The sequence below is a fragment of the Streptomyces sp. NPDC051315 genome, from assembly GCF_044455165.1.
Taxonomy (GTDB): Bacteria; Actinomycetota; Actinomycetes; order Streptomycetales; family Streptomycetaceae; genus Streptomyces.
In genome coordinates this window covers 25,029-41,296 of record NZ_JBITEN010000007.1, presented here as the reverse complement: position 1 = coordinate 41,296, position 16,268 = coordinate 25,029, and the positions used below count along the sequence as shown (strand labels likewise).

The following is a 16,268-nucleotide window of genomic DNA, read 5'->3' as shown; positions in this document are numbered from 1 at the left end:
TTTCAGCGGCGGTCGCGGTATACGCGCCAGAAGTGGCCAGTATGGTGGTGCGCGCCGCCGAGCCGCCCGTGAGGTCGTGGCGGGCGGCGGAGCCAACCTGGAGAACCTGCCTTGAGTCGTGAAACTGACAGTCCGTCCTCCGGACCCAACGGGCGCGGCGGAGCCGCATACCCCTCGGGCACCCCGCCCTACGGCACCCCGATGGTGTCCGACGGCGGTGCGGACGCGGGCCGTTCGTCCGCGCAGCCGGAGGAACGCAAGACCGAGACCACGCTGACGACCCGGATCCGGATCAACATCCCCGGGTCGCGGCCCATTCCGCCGGTCGTCATGCGCAAACCCGTCACGGACGCGGACGGCGCGGGCGACGGCGGCGCCGACGCCCAGGCCCCGGGCTCCGCCACGGGAGCGGGCGCCGCGGCGGCGTCCGCGGCTTCCGGCGGCGGGAGTTCCGCGCCCTCCGCGGGTCCCGTCGAGGCGTCCGCCGAGCAGGGTCCGGCGGGCGACGAGAAGCCGAGCGACTGGTTCGTGCCGCGCAAGTCCGCGCCGGCCAAGGGCGGTCAGGGCGGCGGCGCCGCCAACGGTGCCGCGACGGCGGGCGGTTCGGCCGCGGGCGCCGGTGCGGGCCCGGCCGCGGGTGCCCCCGGAGGCACGGGGGGCGCGCGTCCGGCCGGATCCGGCGGCGGTGCGCCGGGTGGCGCACGTCCGGGTGCCGGGCGGCCCGGCGGTGTCGTCGGCTCCATGAGCGCACCGGGCGCCGGCCGCCCCGGCGGTACGAACGGCGCCGGGCTGCCAGGCGCCACCGGCGGTCCCGTGGCTCCGGGGCACGGCGGCGGCACCGGCTCCTTCGACGTGACCGAGGCGCTCGCCGCGGGCCCGCTGGGCGGCGGTGCCCGTCCCGGGCAGGGGAGCGACGCCGAACCGCGCCGCGACGGCCTGCCGTACTTCTCGGACAACGGCGGCGGCCAGAACGGCTTCGCCGGGGCCAACGGCCAGGGCGGCGCCCCCGGCGGTCCCGGTGGCCCGAGCGACTTCAACGGCCCGGAGGGCCCCGGCGGCCGCGGTGGCCGGAGCGGCCCGCAGGGCCCCGCGGGCCCGACCGGCGGCCCGGTCACCGGCGACGGCCCGATGGTGCCGCCGGTGAACGGCGCGGCGCCCGGTGCTCCCACCGGCCCCGGCGGCCCGGGTGCCCCGGGTGGTCCCGGTGGTCCCGGTGGTCCCGGTGTCCAGGGCGGTCCCGGCGGGCCCGGTGGCCCCGGTGTCCAGGGCGGTCCCGGAGCCGGTCATCTCCCCGGCGGCGGTCTCAGCGACGACACCGCGATCCTCACCCCGCAGAAGCCGGCCCCCCAGCCGGGCGCGGGCGGCGGCTACGGCCGTCATGACAACGTCTCCGGGCACACCGTCACCAGCGGCATCCCGGTCGTGCCGCCGCCCGGCCAGGGCGCCGGTCCCGGCGGACCGTTCGCGCCCGGCGAGCACCCCGACGGGCCGCTGCCGCACACCCCGCCGAAGGCGTCCGGGCCCGTCGCGCAGAACGCTCCCGCGGCCGGCTCGAAGAAGAAGGGCCGCAGCAAGCTGGTCCTGCTCGGCGGCGTGGTCGTCGTCGCCGCGGCCGGCGCCTACGGCGCCGGACTGCTGATGAACCACTCCGACGTGCCCAAGGGCACCACCGTGCTCGGCGTCGACATCGGCGGCGGCACCCGCGACGACGCCGTCAAGAAGCTCGACGAGGCCTTCGACACCCGGGTGAACCAGGCGCTGAAGCTGTCCGTGGACGGCGACACCGTCACCCTCAAGCCGGACCAGGCGGGCCTGCAGTTCGACATGCAGTCCACGGTCGACCAGGCGGCCAGGAGCGACTACAACCCCGTCTCGGTGATCGGCTCGCTGTTCGGGGAGCACCGCCAGGTCGAGCCGGTCATGCCGGTCGACGAGGAGAAGCTCCAGGCCGCCCTGGAGACCGCCGCGGGCGGGGCCGGCTCGGCCACCGACGGCACGGTCACCTACAAGCCGGGCAAGGCCGTCGCCGTCTACGGCAAGGCGGGCAAGGGCATCGACGCCACCAAGGCCGAGACGGCCGTCGTGGCCGCCTACCGCACACAGGTGGAGAGCGGCACCGCCACCCCGGTGAAGGTCCCGACGACCACCAGGCAGCCGACGGTCTCCGACGCCGAGGTCGACCGGTTCATGAAGGAGTTCGCCGAACCGGCGATGTCCGGCACCGTCACGGTCCAGACCGACGCGGCGCACACCGTCCGCTTCAGCCCGCAGAACTCCCTGTGGAAGTTCCTCGAGGTCAAGGCCGTCGACGGCAAGCTCGTCGACAGCTACGACGAGACGGCCCTCACCGAGCTGTACGGCGGCACCTTCGACGGCGTCCAGATCACCCGCGCCACCGGCCAGAAGACGGACGTCACCGTCCAGGACGTGATCGGCGCCCTGCGCCAGGCCCTGAAGAGCAGGACCGACCGCGTCGCGGTGATCGAGACCGACCCGAGCTGACGCACGGCGCCGACAGGAGAGGGCACCCCCGGGTGCCCTCTCCGTCGTTGCCGGGGGCGGTGCGGGGAGCGGGGGAGAAAAGCCGGCCGTGGGGAGCGGCCGTCAGTTGAGCATCGCCCGGGCGGCCCGAGCCTCCCTCAGCACCCGCTCGGCGAGCCCCGGATCCACCACCTCCACCAGCCCGGCGTACTCCTCCATCTCCGCCGCGCCGTCCAGGAACTCCCCCCGCAGCACCAGGAGCCGGCCCCTCTCGTACCGCAGCCGAGCCGGGTGGGAGGGCAGCAGCAACGACAACTCGACCGCCGCCAGGCCGACTTCCGACCGCTCCGGCCGGGCCGCCGCCCACGCCCGGATGTTGTTCAGAATCCTCATCACCACGTCGAGGGTCTCCGCCGGCACCAGCATGGACGGCTCGAGCGCGGCCCCCGTCGCCCCCGCCACGAGCAGCTCAGCGTCCCGCTCCGTCAGAATCCGCCCCCCGTCGAAGGGATCGACGAGCACCTGCTCCCCGGGCGGCCCGAACCCCACCACGAAGTGCCCCGGCAGGGCCACCCCGTACACCGGCGCCCCCGCCCGCCGGGCGACCTCGATCCACACCACGGACAGCAGGATCGGCAGCCCGCGCCGGCGCCGGAGCACCTGGTGCAGCAGGGACGACTCCAGCCGCTCATAGTCCGCGGCAAAGCCCCGGAAGCCGTACCGCTCACCCAGCAGCTCCCGCAGCGCGACCGCCCACGACCGCGGCCCGCCGGGCCGGAACGGCACCTGCCCCGCCAGGTCGTCCAGCTCGACCTGCGCGGCGTCCAGACCGGCCTCGTCGAGCCCGCGGTCGCCCTCCGCCCCCACCAGCAGACACAGCACGGCCAGATCGGGACGCTCGGCGCGCGCCTCCTCGGCGAACCGCCGCCGCAGCTCGGCCGGCTCGAACCCGTTCACGGCGCGCCGGCCCCCGGTTCCCGGTAGTGGTGGTACGAGTGATGCGGCCCGAAACCCATGCCGCCGTACAGGGCCCTCGCCGCCGCGTTGTCGTCCTCCACCTGCAGCCACGCGGCCGAAGCGCCCTCCTCCAGCGCGCGGTGCGCCAACGCGGCCATCACGGTGGTCGCCAGGCCCCGCCGGCGCTGCTCCGGGTCGACCTCGACGGCTGCGAACCCGGCCCACCGCCCGTCCACGACACACCGCCCGATGGCGGCCGGAGCGGCCCCCTCCTCGCCGGGCACGGACGCGAACCACACCGAGGGCCCGCTCCCCAGCACCTGCAGAGCCACCTCGCTCACCCCCTTGCGCTGGTAGCGCGCCAGCCACGCCTCGTCGGCCTCCCGGGTGAGGACCACCCCCTCAGCCTCCACCCGGTCGGCGACCGGCGCCAGCGCCCCGATCCACAGACCGGCGGTCACCTCCCGCACCCACCCGCGCCGCTCCAGCTCGGCGCAGAGCAGCTCCTGGGTGCCCTCGGCGCCCGTCGCGGTCTGCACGTAGGCGGGCAGCCCCCGCTCGCCGTACCAGCGCCGTACGGCGTCCAGCGCCTCGTCGAGCGGCAGGCCGGGGTCGCCGAGGGGGAGCACGGAGTTGGCGCGGCGCGTGAAGCCCGCCGGCCGGCCGGGCACCGCCTCCGAGGGACCGGCTCCGCGCGCCCGCTGGACCGCGGCCCGCAGTTCCCACTCGCCGAGCCGCTCGCTCTCCAGCGGCCGCCAGGCCCGCGCGGAGACCCGGGCGAGCTCCTCGTAGGAGGCGGCCGGTCCCCGGCGCCGCGCCGGAGCCGCCGGCACGACCTTCCCGGCGACGAGCGAGGACTCGGCAATCCGGACGGTCTCCCCGCTCTTCCGTGTGATCAGCAGCACACCGGCGTTCCATGATGTGAGAACACCCACCGTGTCGGTGAAGATTCCCTCTGTGACCCCAGGCTCGCTCAAGCGGCGTACGGAAACGCGTTTGCCCACGTCAGCAGTGGTGATACAGACCTCGAGGCGTCCGGCGACCGAGATTTCCACAGGTCAGTTCACCCCTCCTGTTCGGATCGTGCCCAAGAACGGAGATACTAGGGGCGGGCATCGACGACGCCGCGCTCCCGCGCGCCAGGCGGCGGAGCCTGTGGGAGGCCCGCCAGCGCCCTATCGAGGAGGAACGACAGCGTGACCTACGTCATCGCGCAGCCTTGTGTCGACGTGAAGGACAAGGCGTGCATCGAGGAGTGCCCGGTCGACTGCATCTACGAGGGCTCCCGGTCCTTGTACATCCACCCGGACGAATGCGTCGACTGTGGTGCCTGTGAGCCGGTCTGCCCGGTGGAGGCGATCTTCTACGAGGACGACGTGCCGGAGGAGTGGAAGGACTACTACAAGGCGAACGTCGAGTTCTTCGACGAGCTCGGCTCGCCCGGTGGCGCCAGCAAGCTGGGGCTGATCGAACGCGACCACCCCTTCGTCGCCGCCCTGCCGCCGCAGGCCGAGTAATCACCTGAGCGGCCCGCACATCGTGCCGCCTCGGTCCCGTACGGCCTGATCGCCTCGATCGCCGCACGGGACCGAGGCGTTTGCCGTACGGGCCGTCCCGACGAAAGTGAGCCAGAGAACCGTGTCCGCAGTCTCCGACCGTCTGCCGACCTTCCCCTGGGACAAGCTGGAGCCGTACAAGAAGACGGCCGCGGCGCACCCGGACGGCATCGTCGACCTCTCCGTCGGTACCCCGGTCGACCCGGTCCCCGAGCTGATCCAGAAAGCGCTGATCGACGCGGCGGACTCCCCGGGCTACCCGACGGTCTGGGGCACCCCGGCCCTGCGCGACGCGATCACGGGCTGGCTGGAGCGCCGGCTGGGCGCCCGCGAGGTCACCCACCGCCACGTCCTGCCGATCGTCGGTTCCAAGGAGCTGGTCGCCTGGCTCCCGACCCAGCTGGGCCTCGGCCCCGGCGACCGGGTCGCGTACCCGCGCCTGGCCTACCCGACGTACGAGGTCGGCGCCCGCCTGGCCCGCGCGGACCACGAGGTCTACGACGACCCGACGGAGCTGGACCCCGCCGGCCTCAGGCTGCTCTGGCTGAACTCCCCGTCCAACCCGACGGGCAGGGTCCTGTCGAAGGCGGACCTGACGAGGATCGTCGCCTGGGCGCGCGAGCACGGCGTCCTGCTCTTCTCCGACGAGTGCTACATCGAGCTGGGCTGGGAGGCCGACCCGGTCTCGGTCCTCCACCCGGACGTCAACGGCGGCTCGTACGAGGGCATCGTCGCGGTGCACTCCCTGTCGAAGCGCTCGAACCTGGCCGGCTACCGCGCGGCCTTCCTCGCGGGCGACCCGGCCGTCCTCGGCCCCCTGCTGGAGATCCGCAAGCACGGCGGCATGATGACCTCGGCGCCCACCCAGGCGGCGGTGGTGGCGGCCCTGGGCGACGACGAGCACGTCCGCGTCCAGCGGGAACGCTACGCCGTCCGCCGCACCCTCCTGCGGGACGCGCTCGTCGCCCACGGCTTCCGCATCGAGCACAGCGAGGCCAGCCTCTACCTCTGGGCCACCAGGGACGAGTCCTGCTGGACCACGGTCGGCCACCTCGCCGAGCGGGGCGTCCTGGTCGCCCCCGGCGACTTCTACGGCCCGGCCGGCGACACCTTCGTACGCGTGGCACTGACGGCGACGGACGAGCGGGTGGCGGCGGCGGTGGAGCGGCTCAGGGCCCGATAGCCGGCCCCCCTGGCCGCAGCCGCCGCGGGGCCCTGCCGGCCTGGGCGGAGGAGACACCGCCTGAGCGGAGACACAAGGCGACGGGGCCCAGGGCGGACCTGGACCCCGTCACCGTGCCCGGTGCGGACGCGTTCAGCCGAGCGGCAGCGTCTTCGCCCCCGGCAGCCCGCCCTTGGTGAGCGACTCCGTCGGCAGGCCGCCCTTCGTCGCCGTCGACGCGGTGTCGCCGAGGACGTCACCGGCGGAGCCCGCCACCTCACCGGCCGCCTTCTGCGCCGCCGGCGTCGCCTTGTGCACGGCCTTGCCGCCGGCCTTGCCCGCGGCCGGCACCGCCTGCTCGACCGCCTTGCCGCCGGTCTTGGCCGTGGTCCCGGTGACGTTCTGCGCCGCGCTGTCGACCGTGGTGCCGGCGTTCGCCCCGTCCAGGGCCGTGAGGCCGCCGAGGTTCGGGGTGGCGGGCAGACCGGGTGCCGCGCCGGCGGAGCCGGCCGCACCGACCCCGGCAGCCGCTCCCGCAGCGACGAGCAGCGCGGCACGGGCGATCCTGCGGGTCAGGGGGAGGGACATGATGCTCCTTAGACGGGAGGAAACGGTGGAGACGCTGAAGAATCGGTCCGTGCCCGGCGTTGACCGACCGACTGTCGATCGTCCGGGCTCGGACGCAGTGACTACCGCTCGAAGCCCGCGAAGGTTGCGGACCGCCGACGTAAAGAGTTGGCAATGCGTCGCATTATCGGCTGCGGATGAAAGCGGGCAAAAAGCGCCCGGTGTGAAAGTCCGCCAAACCGGTGCAGCCCTTTGTTCCCAACGGTTTCGGCGGACGGGGGAGTGAGGCCGCGAAAACCTGACCGTACGGCGTCCCCCGTCCGCCCCGCACAACCCGTCCGGGCGATGCCCCGTACTACTGCGCGGTGACGATCCGCACGGTGCCCGTCCCGGCGCCGGCAGCCGAACCCGGGGCGCCGGCGGCCGCGGTCCCGCCGGTCCTGGTGGCGCGCCACGTGCTGTCGGTGTTCCCGGCGACCCACTCCCGGCCGGCGTACGCGACCCGCTCGATGTGCAGGGCCGAGGCGTTGGCCACCGCCCAGTGGGCGAGCTGCCAGCCGCGCTCCCGGACGCCGCGTCCGGCGGCGGTGGCGTCGGTGACGGGGAGCGTCACCGTCCGCCCGCTGGTCTCGGCGGCGGGCACGTCCTCGGCGGGCGTGGACGCCGCCGCCGTACCGGTCCCGGTGCCGATCTGCGCGCCCGCCTGCTCGAGCGCGTCCCGCCCGAAGTCCCGTACCAGCGCCGCGCGCACCGCGTCCGGACCGGTGGCCGTCGCGGTCTCCGGGCGCCCCTTGCAGGTCAGCGTGGCGGCCGAGGTGCCCGTGAGGGCGGCGGCCAGCAGCGTGGCGTCCGGCTCGTGCTTGGCGTACGCCTCCGGGTAACCGCTGCGCTGCACGCGCTGCGCGGCGACGGTGAGGGGCAGCTCGGTGTAGTCGGGCACCTTGGCGAGGTGCTCGTAGAAGATGTTCGCCGCGTAGGTGGGGTCGGTGACCTCCTGCGCGGTGCCCCAGCCCTGGGAGGGCCGCTGCTGGAACAGGCCGAGCGAGTCCCGGTCGCCGTGGTCGAGGTTGCGCAGCGCCGACTCCTGCAGCGCGGTCGCGAGCGCGATGGTCACGGCCCGCTCGGGCATGCCCCGGTTGGTGCCGACGGCCGCGATCGTGGCCGCGTTCACCGCCTGCTCCGGCGTGAACTCGTACGTCGTCCCGCCACCCTGTGCGGAAACGACTCTGCACCCCGGCTTCCCGGCGCCGCCCGTCACGTACTGGACCACGACATAACCCGCGACGGCGGACAGGACCACGCAGGCCGCCCCGAAACGGAGGAGGCGGCCGCGGCGCTGGGGAGAGGGTGACGGCTCTGGCACGCGTACAAGGTACTGGACAGTACGGAAACCGGGGAGGCGGACGGGAAACGGTGGGGCCAGCGCGACGCGCGGTCCCCGCGTTAGGGTCGACGGCATGGCCGAGACCCCGCTTGACCTCACCCTGGACGCCGCGCTCCTCACGGCACAGCTCGTCGACTTCCCGTCGGAGAGCGGCACCGAGAAGCCGCTCGCGGACGCGATCGAGAGCGCCCTGCGCGCCCTGCCCCACCTGACGGTGGACCGCTACGGCAACAACGTGATCGCGCGCACGGACCTGGGCCGTCCGGAGCGGGTCGTCCTCGCCGGCCACATCGACACCGTCCCGATCGCCGGCAACGTCCCCTCCCGGCTGGACGCGGACGGCGTGCTCTGGGGCTGCGGCACCTGCGACATGAAGGCGGGTGTCGCGGTGCAGCTGCGTATCGCGGCCACGGTCCCGTCCCCCAACCGCGACCTCACCTTCGTCTTCTACGACAACGAGGAGGTCGCCGCCGAGCTGAACGGACTCAAGCACGTCGCCGAGGCCCGCCCGGAGTGGCTGGAGGGCGACTTCGCGGTGCTGCTGGAGCCGTCCGACGGCCAGGTCGAGGGCGGTTGTCAGGGCACCCTGCGGGTCCTGTTGAGGACGAAGGGCGAGCGGGCCCACTCGGCGCGCGGCTGGATGGGCTCCAACGCGATCCACGCCGCGGCCCCGATCCTCGCCCGCCTGGCCGCTTACGAGCCGCGCTACCCGGTGATCGACGGCCTGGAGTACCGCGAGGGTCTCAACGCGGTCGGCATCACGGGCGGAGTCGCGGGCAACGTCATCCCCGACGAGTGCGTCGTCACGGTCAACTTCCGTTACGCGCCGGACCGCACGCCGGAGGAGGCCGTCGCCCACGTCCGCGAGGTCTTCGCCGACTGCGGGGTGGAGGAGTTCGTCGTCGACGACCACAGCCCCGCGGCCCTGCCCGGCCTCTCCCACCCGGCCGCCGCGGCCTTCATCGACGCGGTGGGCGGCACCCCGATGCCCAAGTACGGCTGGACGGACGTCTCCCGCTTCTCCTCGCTCGGCGTCCCCGCCGTCAACTACGGACCCGGCAACCCGCACCTGGCGCACAAGCGGGACGAGCGCGTGGAGACGGCGAAGATCCTGGCGGGCGAGGAGCGGCTGCGGGCCTGGCTCACGGCGTGATCTTGGGGCATACGAGCCGAGGGCGCTTCGCGGCGGACACGCCGACGTCCCCCGCCCGTAACCCGCGTAGATCTACGCTGAGGTGGAACGACCCGCAAGCGGAGGGAGCTCATATGGCTACCGGCAACCCGGAGGGCAAGCAGCAGCCACCGGAGGAGAAGCGCCTGGGACCGGTCCTCCGGAGGCGGGACCAGGTACAGACGAGCACCACGGACCAGCGGCTGCTGGACGAACGGGCCCCCTCCGACTGGGTCCACACGGACCCCTGGCGGGTGCTGCGCATCCAGTCGGAGTTCATCGAGGGCTTCGGCACGCTCGCCGAACTGCCTCCCGCCATCAGCGTGTTCGGCTCGGCCCGGACACCGGTGGACTCGCCGGAGTACGAAGCCGGGGTGCGGCTGGGCACGGGCCTGGTCCGGGCCGGCTGGGCGGTCATCACGGGCGGCGGTCCGGGCGCGATGGAGGCGGCCAACAAGGGCGCCTGCGAGGCGGGTGGCGTCTCGGTGGGACTCGGCATCGAGCTCCCCTTCGAGCAGGGGCTGAACCCCTACGTCGACATCGGCCTGAACTTCCGCTACTTCTTCGTCCGCAAGATGATGTTCGTGAAGTACGCGCAGGGCTTCGTCGTCCTGCCCGGCGGCCTCGGCACCCTGGACGAGCTCTTCGAGGCCCTCACCCTCGTGCAGACCCAGAAGGTCACCCGCTTCCCCATCGTCCTGTTCGGTACGGAGTACTGGGGCGGCCTGATCGACTGGCTGAGGAACACCCTGATCGCCCAGGGCAAGGCGTCCGAGAAGGACCTCCTCCTCTTCCACGTCACGGACGACGTGGAGGAGGCGGTGGCGCTGGTGTCCAAGGAAGCGGGCCGGTAGCGGCCCGGCCGGGGGCGGGCCACGGTCGTCGCGGCCCGCCCCCGCCCGGCCTACGCGAGTCCCCGCCGCGCCACGGCCGGCTCCCGGTGGCCCGCGATCGACGCCACCATGTCCAGGACCTGCCGGGTCTCCGCGACCTCGTGCACCCGGTACACCTGGGCGCCGAGCCACGCCGACACCGCGGTCGTCGCCAGCGTGCCGACCACCCGTTCCTTCACCGGACGGTCCAGCGTCTCCCCGACGAAGTCCTTGTTGGACAGGGAGACCAGCACCGGCCACCCCGTCTCCACCATCTCCCCGAGCCGCCGCGTGGCCTCCAGGCTGTGCCGGGTGTTCTTGTTGAAGTCGTGCCCGGGGTCGATGAGGATCGACTCCCTCGGCACGCCCAGCGCCGCCGCCCGCTCGGCCAGCCCCACGGTCACCCGCAGGATGTCGGCCATGACGTCGTCGTACGTCACCCGGTGCGGACGGGTCCGCGGCTCCGCGCCTCCGGCGTGCGTGCACACCAGCCCCACCCCGAAGCGCGCGGCGACCTCCGCGAGCCGGGGGTCGACTCCGCCCCACGCGTCGTTCAGCAGGTCCGCGCCCGCCTCGCAGACGGCCTCGGCGACCTCGGCCCGCCAGGTGTCCACGCTGATGACGACGTCCGGGAAGCGCCGTCGCACCTCGGCCACGAAGCCGACCGTCCGCCGCGCCTCCTCCTCGGCGGTCACCTCCTCGCCGGGCCCGGCCTTCACCCCGCCGATGTCGATGATCGCGGCCCCTTCCGAGACCGCCTGCTCCACCCGCGCCAGCGCCGGCTCGTCACGGAAGGTGGCGCCCTGGTCGTAGAAGGAGTCCGGGGTCCGGTTCACGATCGCCATGACCACCGGCTCGTGCGCGCCGAACGCGCGCCTGCCCAGCCTGAGCATCCCCTGTGACCTCTCCTAGTACGTCCTGGACATCCGCCGCCTGCGACCCTAACCGGCACACCCGCATGGCACGATCGGAGCCTGACACATTCGACACCGAGCACAGCGAGCGTGGGGACCCACCGATGGTTATGTTCTTGTTCCTGGTCGTCGCGCTCGCCGTCGTGGTCGCCGCGGTGACACTCGCCGTGGTGGGCGGCGGCGAGGGCACCGGCCCGCTGCCGGAGGTCGCGCCCGAGCGACTGCACGACCCGTTGCCCCCGGACCGCCCCCTCGACCGGTCCGACGTCGACCGCCTCCGCTTCCCGCTCGCCGCCCGCGGCTACCGCATGGCGGACGTCGACGACGCCCTGAACCGCCTCGGCGCCGAGCTCGCCGAACGCGACGCCCGGATCGCCGAACTGGAGTCCGCCCTCTCCGTGGCCCGGACGCCCGAGCCGCAGGTGTCCATGGAGAAGCCCGCGCGGCAGGAGTCGCAGTGAGCGACGGTACCGCCCTCGCCGGTCCGGACGGCGCCCTGCGCTGCCCGTGGGCCCTGTCCACCGCGGACTACGTGACGTACCACGACGAGGAGTGGGGCCGCCCGGTCCACGGCGACGACGCGCTCTTCGAACGCCTCAGCCTGGAGGCGTTCCAGTCGGGCCTGTCCTGGATCACCATCCTGCGCCGCCGTCCCGGATTCCGTACCGCCTTCGCGGACTTCAAGATCGCGTCCGTCGCCGCCTTCACCGACGAGGACCGCGAGCGCCTCCTCGCCGACCCCGGCATCATCCGCAACCGCGCCAAGGTCGACGCCACCCTCGCCAACGCGCGCGTGCTGGCCGACTGGGCCCCGGGCGACCTCGACGAGCTGATCTGGTCCCACGCCCCGGACCCGGCCGTCCGCCCGGTCCCCCGGACCCTCGCCGACGTCCCGGCGGTCACCCCCGAGTCGACGGCCCTGTCCAAGGCGCTGAAGAAGCGCGGGCTGCGGTTCGTGGGACCGACGACGGCGTACGCGCTGATGCAGGCGTGCGGGCTGGTGGACGATCACCTGGAGGGTTGCCTGGCGAGAGGCGCCGCCCGGGGACCGCGGCTCCCCCGCGAAGGCGACGGAGCCGCGGCCCCCGACGGCACCCGCATCCCCTGAACTCAGCGGCCCAGGTACTTCGGCGTCTCCTTGTTCACGAACGCCTGCACCGCGATCGCGTGGTCCTCCGACCGCCCCGCCCGCGTCTGCAGCTCGTCCTCCTTCTCCAGCGTCTCGGCCAGCGAGTGGGAGAAGCCGTAGGCCATCGCCTCCTTGATCGCCGCGTACGCCACCGTCGGCCCGTCGGCCAGCATCCGCGCCACCTGCTGGGCGGCGGTGCGCAGCGAGTCCGCCGGCACCACCCGGTTGGCGATGCCCAGCTCGTACGCCTCCTGCGCCTTGATGCTGCGCGGGAAGAGCAGCAGGTCGGCGGCGCGGCCGGGGCCGATCACGCGGGGCAGGGTCCACGAGACGCCCGAGTCCGCGGTCAGCGCCACGCCCGCGAACGAGGTGTTGAAGGACGCGGTGTCCGCGACGACCCGGTAGTCGGCGGCCAGCGCGAAGCCGAGGCCGGCGCCCGCGGCGACCCCGTTCACCGCGGCGACCACCGGCTTCGGCGCCTCGGTCAGCGCGCGCACGATCGGGTTGTAGTGCTCCCTGACCGTGGTCATGGTCCGGCCCGAGCCGGTCTCCCGGTCGGTCACCAGCAGCCCGATGTGCTCCTTGAGGTCCTGACCGACGCAGAAGGCCCGGTCACCGGCGGCGGTCAGCAGCACCGCGCGGACGGCGGTGTCCTCAGCGGCCGAGCGCACCGCCTCCCGCAGGGCGACCTTGGTCGCGATGTTCAGCGCGTTCATCGCCTCCGGGCGGTTCAGGGTGATCGTCGCGAGCCCGTCGCTCACCTCGTAGAGCACGGTGTCGGCCATGGGGTGTCCCCTCCGGTGTCAGTCTGCGGCGTACCGACCGGTACGCCCGTCTCCGAAGGACAGCATGAAGGAAGGTCATCGCGCAGCACGTGTGACCTGGGTCAAAGAATTCGGGACGATTTCCGGTGGCCGGAAGTCGGTGCGGGCGCGCAGTATCGCAGTCACATCGCCGAATTGAGTGGTTTTGCTCGCGCGCGTTGCCCAAGCGATGCCGACCGATGTTGGTCATCGGGTCCTGAGATGCGGGATAATGGCTGGGAAGCAATGTGTTCGATGCCGGTGTCGCGTGTCCCACGCTGGACTGCGCGTGCCCTTCACGGGCCGTCGGCTTTGACGATGAGCTGGTTTCAGGAAGGGGAACGAGCATGGCGGCCATGAAGCCGCGGACGGGCGACGGCCCGCTCGAGGTGACCAAGGAGGGGCGGGGCATCGTCATGCGCGTTCCGCTCGAAGGCGGCGGTCGACTTGTCGTCGAGCTGACCCCTGACGAGGCCGACGCGCTCGGCGACGCCCTCAAGAAGGTCGTCGGCTGACGCGCAAGCGACCATACCCTTTCAGCCGCCCCGGCATCCTCTTGGGTGCCGGGGCGGCTGTTTCATGCCCGCACCGCTCACCCTCACGCCCCGCGCCCGGACGGACCCGCGCTCACCGCTTGACCGCGCACAGCAGCCCGTCCCCCACGGGCAGCAGCGACGGCACCAGCTCCTGGCTCTCGCGTACGGCGCGCAGCAGCTCGCGGATGCGTATGACCTCCGTGGGCTGCGGCCCGGAGTCGATGGTGCGGCCGTTGGCGAAGACGCCCTCGAACACCACCAGCCCCCCGGGGCGCAGCAGGCGCAACGATTCGGCGAGGTAGTCCATCACCTCGAGCCGGTCACCGTCGCAGAAGACGAGGTCGTAGCCGGCGTCCGCGAGGCGGGGCAGGACGTCGAGCGCACGGCCCGGGATGAAGCGGGCCCGGTTGCTGGCGAAACCGCAGGCGCGGAAGGCCTGCCGGGCGAACTGCTGGTGCTCCGGCTCGGGGTCGACGGTGGTCAGGACGCCGTCGGGGCGCATGCCGTGCAGCAGGTGGATCCCGGAGACCCCGGTGCCGGTACCGATCTCCGCGACCGCCTTGGCGTCCACGGTGGCGGCGAGCAACCGCAGTGCGGCGCCCGTGCTGGGCGACACCGAGCGCAGCCCTGCCTCGCGGGCCCGGTCACGGGCCCAGCGCAGCGCTTCGTCCTCGGCGACATAGGCGTCGGCGAACGCCCAGCTCGTCTGCCGGTTGCCGGTGATGACCCTCTCCTGTCCCCTGGTTGCCTCGGCGTGACTGTATCCGTTGGCGCCGGGAACCCGCAGATGGGACCGGGCGTTTGAAGGGGTGGGACGAACGCCGGGGGGACACAGTTGCATCACGACGAGGGACGAGCCGCAGAGCAAGTGCTGACGCAGCCGTATGAGCCGTGTCAGCACAGATCAATTTCTCGTAAAACCGCTTATCCGGAGCTAACGGGCGAGGTGGCTATGGTAGGGGCTCCACTGGACACCACCAGAGCCGACAGGGGAGGTGCGGCTGCGCCTGTGGATCGGGGAGGAGTGCTGCGGCGCTTTCTCGGGTCGGCGGGCAGGCCGAAATCCGTGAACGACACCGCTGACCACAGCCACGCCGCCGGTCTCACCGCCGGCCGGACCCAGACCGCGACCTTCTCCACCGACGCGGACGGGCAGGCGTGGACTCCGCCCACGTGGGAGGAGATCGTCAGCATGCACAGCGGCCGGGTCTACCGGCTCGCCTACCGCCTCACGGGCAACCAGCACGACGCCGAGGACCTCACCCAGGAGGTCTTCGTCCGTGTCTTCCGGTCCCTGTCGACGTACACGCCGGGCACCTTCGAGGGCTGGCTGCACCGCATCACCACCAACCTCTTCCTGGACATGGTCCGCCGCAAGCAGCGCATCCGCTTCGACGCGCTCGGCGAGGACGCCGCCGAGCGGCTGGCCAGCAAGGAGCCCACCCCGCAGCAGGTCTTCAACGACGCCCACTTCGACGCGGACGTCCAGCAGGCCCTCGACACCCTCGCGCCGGAGTTCCGTGCCGCGGTCGTCCTGTGCGACATCGAGGGACTGTCCTACGAGGAGATCGCCGCGACCCTCGGAGTCAAGCTCGGCACGGTCCGTTCGCGCATCCACCGCGGCCGTTCGCAGCTGCGCAAGGCGCTCGCGCACCGCTCGCCCGAGGCGCGCGCGGAGCGGCGCTCCTTCGTGGCCCGCGTGCCCGCTCTGGGGGGAGGGGGCGCGACCGCGTGAACGGATCCCGACACAACCCCGCCGAGCGACTCCTGGCGGAACAGCACCTCGGCGACCGGCTCTCGGCCCTCGTGGACGGCGAGCTCGGTCATGACACGCGGGAGCGCGTCCTCGCGCACCTGGCGACCTGTCCCAAGTGCAAGGCGGAGGTCGACGCCCAGCGCCGGCTGAAGAACGTCTTCGCGGAAGTGGCCCCACCCACCCCCTCCGAGAGCTTCCTGGCCCGTCTCCAGGGGCTCCCCGGCGGAGGTGACACGGACGGCGGCGGAACGCCGCTCGGGGGAGGAATCGGCGACCGCTTCGGCTCCCGCCCGGGAGCCGCCGGAGTCTTCGGAGTGAAGCGGGACGAACCCTTCGAGTTCGGTTACGTCCCCGCGCGCGAGCACGGGTCCGTGCTGACGCCCGCCACCGAGCGCGGTTTCCGTATCCACGCCGTCGGCCGCGGCGACGCCGAGCGTTCGCGCGGCCTGCGGTTCGCCTTCGTCGCCGCCGGCGCCGTGTCGCTGGCCGCGATCGCGCTGGGCGGGGTGAACACCGGCGCCCCCACGGTCGACACGGATGCCCGCGGCGGCTCCGGCAGCAACGTCACACCGGCCCGCCCCCCCGGCACCGGCTCCGCGACGACCCCCGACAACCAGCGCCGCCGCACCACCGGGCCCCTGCTCGCCCAGGGCGGCCAGCTGCTCGGCGAGACGCCGGTCGCCCCGACCCAGGTCTCCGCGCCGCTGCTGCCCGGAGTGCCGGCCCCGGCCGCGGTCCACGCCGACCAGGCCGCCCTGCACGGGCTCACCACGCCCGTGGTGGCCGGCGCCGCCGCCATGTCCCCCCTGATACGTCCGCTCGGCGCCACCCCACCGATCGCCCTGACCTCCTGGTCCACGGCCCCCGAGGTCACGGCACCCGGACTGCTCGCCGCGCCCGTCCCCGGCACCACCCCCGCCCCCACCGCCTCCCCCTCTTCGCCGAACGCCCGCTGATCCGGCGCCGGCGCCGGTACGCCG

General features: G+C 73.4%; 17 protein-coding genes. 10 read left to right on the top strand and 7 right to left on the bottom strand.

Annotated features, from left to right (window positions below; all coding sequences use genetic code 11):
• The first annotated feature begins 111 nt into the window (after window positions 1-111).
• Entirely contained in the window at window positions 112-2,502 is a 2,391-nt protein-coding gene (locus ACIBBD_RS15260; RefSeq protein WP_399419854.1) for a hypothetical protein, read from the top strand.
• A 102-nt stretch (window positions 2,503-2,604) separates the two neighbouring features.
• On the opposite strand, the gene ACIBBD_RS15255 is transcribed toward ACIBBD_RS15260, so the two are convergent.
• Window positions 2,605-3,438 carry a transglutaminase-like domain-containing protein gene (locus ACIBBD_RS15255; RefSeq protein WP_399419853.1) on the bottom strand — a complete coding sequence of 278 codons (834 nt, stop codon included), beginning with the start codon at window positions 3,436-3,438 and terminating at the stop codon, window positions 2,605-2,607.
• Entirely contained in the window at window positions 3,435-4,493 is a 1,059-nt protein-coding gene (locus ACIBBD_RS15250) for a GNAT family N-acetyltransferase (protein ID WP_399419852.1), read from the bottom strand. The genes ACIBBD_RS15255 and ACIBBD_RS15250 overlap by 4 nt, the downstream gene beginning before the upstream one ends.
• Before the next feature lie 141 nt (window positions 4,494-4,634).
• Between ACIBBD_RS15250 and fdxA the strand changes: the two genes are divergently transcribed.
• Together fdxA and ACIBBD_RS15240 are read left to right on the top strand one after the other, a co-directional pair.
• Window positions 4,635-4,955 carry a ferredoxin gene (gene fdxA, locus ACIBBD_RS15245; protein WP_003998156.1) on the top strand — a complete coding sequence of 107 codons (321 nt, stop codon included), beginning with the start codon at window positions 4,635-4,637 and terminating at the stop codon, window positions 4,953-4,955.
• A gap of 121 nt (window positions 4,956-5,076) precedes the next feature.
• Window positions 5,077-6,177, top strand: a complete 1,101-nt coding sequence (locus ACIBBD_RS15240; RefSeq protein ID WP_399419851.1) for a bifunctional succinyldiaminopimelate transaminase/glutamate-prephenate aminotransferase — start codon at window positions 5,077-5,079, stop codon at window positions 6,175-6,177.
• A gap of 132 nt (window positions 6,178-6,309) precedes the next feature.
• On the opposite strand, the gene ACIBBD_RS15235 is transcribed toward ACIBBD_RS15240, so the two are convergent.
• Both ACIBBD_RS15235 and ACIBBD_RS15230 read right to left on the bottom strand, forming a co-directional pair.
• Complete coding sequence (locus ACIBBD_RS15235; RefSeq protein ID WP_399419850.1) at window positions 6,310-6,744, bottom strand: ATP-binding protein; 435 nt, start codon at window positions 6,742-6,744, stop codon at window positions 6,310-6,312.
• A 334-nt stretch (window positions 6,745-7,078) separates the two neighbouring features.
• Complete coding sequence (locus tag ACIBBD_RS15230; RefSeq protein ID WP_399419849.1) at window positions 7,079-8,086, bottom strand: heavy metal transporter; 1,008 nt, start codon at window positions 8,084-8,086, stop codon at window positions 7,079-7,081.
• Between the two features lie 94 nt (window positions 8,087-8,180).
• Between ACIBBD_RS15230 and dapE the strand changes: the two genes are divergently transcribed.
• Together dapE and ACIBBD_RS15220 are read left to right on the top strand one after the other, a co-directional pair.
• The gene (gene dapE, locus ACIBBD_RS15225) at window positions 8,181-9,260 is read left to right on the top strand and encodes a succinyl-diaminopimelate desuccinylase (RefSeq protein WP_399419848.1); all 1,080 of its coding nucleotides are present in this window, start codon (window positions 8,181-8,183) and stop codon (window positions 9,258-9,260) included.
• A gap of 113 nt (window positions 9,261-9,373) precedes the next feature.
• Window positions 9,374-10,132, top strand: coding sequence for a TIGR00730 family Rossman fold protein (locus ACIBBD_RS15220; protein ID WP_399419847.1), 759 nt, complete (start codon window positions 9,374-9,376; stop codon window positions 10,130-10,132).
• 50 nt (window positions 10,133-10,182) lie between these two features.
• Here the strand turns inward: ACIBBD_RS15220 and folP are convergent, their stop codons facing one another.
• Window positions 10,183-11,043: a dihydropteroate synthase gene (folP, locus tag ACIBBD_RS15215; RefSeq protein ID WP_399419846.1), complete on the bottom strand. Its 861-nt coding sequence runs from the start codon at window positions 11,041-11,043 to the stop codon at window positions 10,183-10,185.
• Window positions 11,044-11,174: 131 nt separating this feature from the next.
• Between folP and ACIBBD_RS15210 the strand changes: the two genes are divergently transcribed.
• Complete coding sequence (locus tag ACIBBD_RS15210) at window positions 11,175-11,525, top strand: DivIVA domain-containing protein (protein WP_399420120.1); 351 nt, start codon at window positions 11,175-11,177, stop codon at window positions 11,523-11,525.
• Window positions 11,522-12,172: a DNA-3-methyladenine glycosylase I gene (locus ACIBBD_RS15205; RefSeq protein ID WP_399419845.1), complete on the top strand. Its 651-nt coding sequence runs from the start codon at window positions 11,522-11,524 to the stop codon at window positions 12,170-12,172. The genes ACIBBD_RS15210 and ACIBBD_RS15205 overlap by 4 nt, the downstream gene beginning before the upstream one ends.
• Window positions 12,173-12,174: 2 nt before the next feature.
• On the opposite strand, the gene ACIBBD_RS15200 is transcribed toward ACIBBD_RS15205, so the two are convergent.
• The gene (locus ACIBBD_RS15200) at window positions 12,175-12,978 is read right to left on the bottom strand and encodes an enoyl-CoA hydratase/isomerase family protein (protein WP_399419844.1); all 804 of its coding nucleotides are present in this window, start codon (window positions 12,976-12,978) and stop codon (window positions 12,175-12,177) included.
• 365 nt (window positions 12,979-13,343) lie between these two features.
• On the opposite strand from ACIBBD_RS15200, the gene ACIBBD_RS15195 reads away from it, so the two are divergent.
• Window positions 13,344-13,511: a DUF3117 domain-containing protein gene (locus ACIBBD_RS15195; RefSeq protein ID WP_003966491.1), complete on the top strand. Its 168-nt coding sequence runs from the start codon at window positions 13,344-13,346 to the stop codon at window positions 13,509-13,511.
• Window positions 13,512-13,623: 112 nt separating this feature from the next.
• Here the strand turns inward: ACIBBD_RS15195 and ACIBBD_RS15190 are convergent, their stop codons facing one another.
• Complete coding sequence (locus tag ACIBBD_RS15190; RefSeq protein WP_399420119.1) at window positions 13,624-14,376, bottom strand: O-methyltransferase; 753 nt, start codon at window positions 14,374-14,376, stop codon at window positions 13,624-13,626.
• Window positions 14,377-14,556: 180 nt separating this feature from the next.
• Between ACIBBD_RS15190 and sigE the strand changes: the two genes are divergently transcribed.
• Together sigE and ACIBBD_RS15180 are read left to right on the top strand one after the other, a co-directional pair.
• Window positions 14,557-15,267 (top strand): RNA polymerase sigma factor SigE, encoded by a 711-nt coding sequence (sigE, locus tag ACIBBD_RS15185; protein WP_399420118.1) that lies wholly within the window; start codon window positions 14,557-14,559, stop codon window positions 15,265-15,267.
• On the top strand, window positions 15,264-16,244 hold the full coding sequence (locus tag ACIBBD_RS15180) for a zf-HC2 domain-containing protein (protein WP_399419843.1): 981 nt from the start codon (window positions 15,264-15,266) through the stop codon (window positions 16,242-16,244). Before sigE ends, ACIBBD_RS15180 begins: the two co-directional genes overlap by 4 nt.
• The last annotated feature ends 24 nt before the right edge of the window (window positions 16,245-16,268 follow it).